Source organism: Streptomyces sp. NPDC002130, assembly GCF_040296465.1.
GTDB lineage: Bacteria > Actinomycetota > Actinomycetes > Streptomycetales > Streptomycetaceae > Streptomyces.
Window position 1 is genome coordinate 1 of the sequence record NZ_JBEOXI010000806.1, and the last position, 1,474, is coordinate 1,474.

Annotated in this window: 3 protein-coding genes; 1 reads left to right on the plus strand and 2 read right to left on the minus strand. The window is 62.8% G+C overall.

Going from position 1 to position 1,474, the window contains the following annotated elements:
- Positions 1 to 368: CNNM domain-containing protein (locus ABT116_RS45750; protein ID WP_351647074.1), on the minus strand; the 368-nt coding region annotated here is incomplete at its 3' end.
- Positions 369 to 590: 222 nt separating this feature from the next.
- Complete coding sequence (locus tag ABT116_RS45755) at positions 591 to 959, minus strand: limonene-1,2-epoxide hydrolase family protein (protein WP_351647076.1); 369 nt, start codon at positions 957 to 959, stop codon at positions 591 to 593.
- 45 nt (positions 960 to 1,004) lie between these two features.
- On the opposite strand from ABT116_RS45755, the gene ABT116_RS45760 reads away from it, so the two are divergent.
- Positions 1,005 to 1,474 (plus strand): AMP-binding protein (locus ABT116_RS45760; RefSeq protein ID WP_351647078.1); only part of this gene is annotated, 470 nt, incomplete at its 3' end.

Genomic DNA, 1,474 nt, shown 5'->3' on the forward strand with positions numbered 1-1,474 from the left:
CTCCACGGCCCACTCCACGCTGGAGGCGGACCAGAAGGCCGGCAAACTGCCCGCCGACCCACGGCGGTGGGGATGCCGATGCCGCCGAAGATCGTTCCCAGCGACTGACCGATGAGAGGTTCGGCAACGTAACCGACCAGCAGACCGGTGACGGTGATGCCCAGTTGAGCTCCGGAGAGCATGAACGAGGTGCGGCGGGTCACCGCAAGAGCCCGCGTTGCACCCGAATCGCCCGTCTGGGCGAGAGAATTGAGCCGGGATCGGTCCACGGCCATGTAGGCGAACTCCTGGGCAACGAAGTAGCCGGTGACTGCGGTGATCAACAGAACGACCAGGACGCCCAGCAGGAGTGTCAGGGCGATCATCATGAGCCGGACACCTCGCCATCACATGCGGTGACGTAGTGGGGTGTGTCCGGCCTGGGTCTGTGACTGTCCATTGGTCTCTCTGTCGATGCGGAAGAAGCCTTGTTCTTTAATCTACGTTTACCTTGCCGGAAAAGTTCCCATCGCCATGCGGTTTCCCCGAAAAGTCGCGGCGAACGAATGAAGTACCTGACCCAGGCAGGCGGATAGCGACCCTCGCGATCCTCAGGTGCGGGTGGGTGGGCCGAATCGCAATCCGCGGAGCAGTCGGCGGTAGGAGAAGCGGTCGTCCCAAACGCGCAGCCGGCCGTTTGCGAATGTGTAGTGGCCGTCTACGTCGAGGTGCAGGGCAAACCATCCGATGCGGATGATCTCTCTTCGCCGGGAGGACACCGTGTCGTGGTCGGTGCTCATCGTGAGCACTTCCACGACCTCGTACCTGGTGATCAGGTGAGAGACGATCGTGAGAGCTCGTTCGACGCTCTTCCTTCCCTTCACGCTGGGCAGGCCGGTGTTGCGCCATTCGATGTCGGGATCGACGAGTGCACGCACGGCATCGGCGTCCATTTCCTCCAGTGCGATCAGGAGGTCCACCACCCGCGATGTCAGTTGATCGTCGGGGCGAGCGCCTTGAACCCGATGGGATCGCTCGACGACCACAAGTACATCGTCGACGACGCCGAGATCGAGACGCTGATCTTCGATCCCAATGCCTTCGAAGAGCGCGCCGCCGAGTTGAAGGCGTCCTCACCCTCGTTGACCAACGTGCTCTCGATGGGTCCGTCCGAGGTGGGAATCGACATCCTCGCGCTGGCTGCCACGTTCGAGCCCGCGCCGCTGAAGGCCGCGCACGTCGACGCCGAAGACGCCAGCAGCATGGTTTACACCGGTGGAACGACTGGCAAGCCCAAAGGTGTTGTCGGATCCTTCCGTTCGGGTGCAGCGCTCAATCAGATCCAGATGTCGGAGTGGCAATGGCCCGAGGACAACCGCTTCCTCATCTGCACGCCACTCTCGCATGCCGGCGCAGCGTTCTTCATCCCGACCTTGCTGCGCGGCGGTGCGTTGATCGTCCTGCCTGCCTTCGAGCCCGGTGCTGTGCTCGAAGC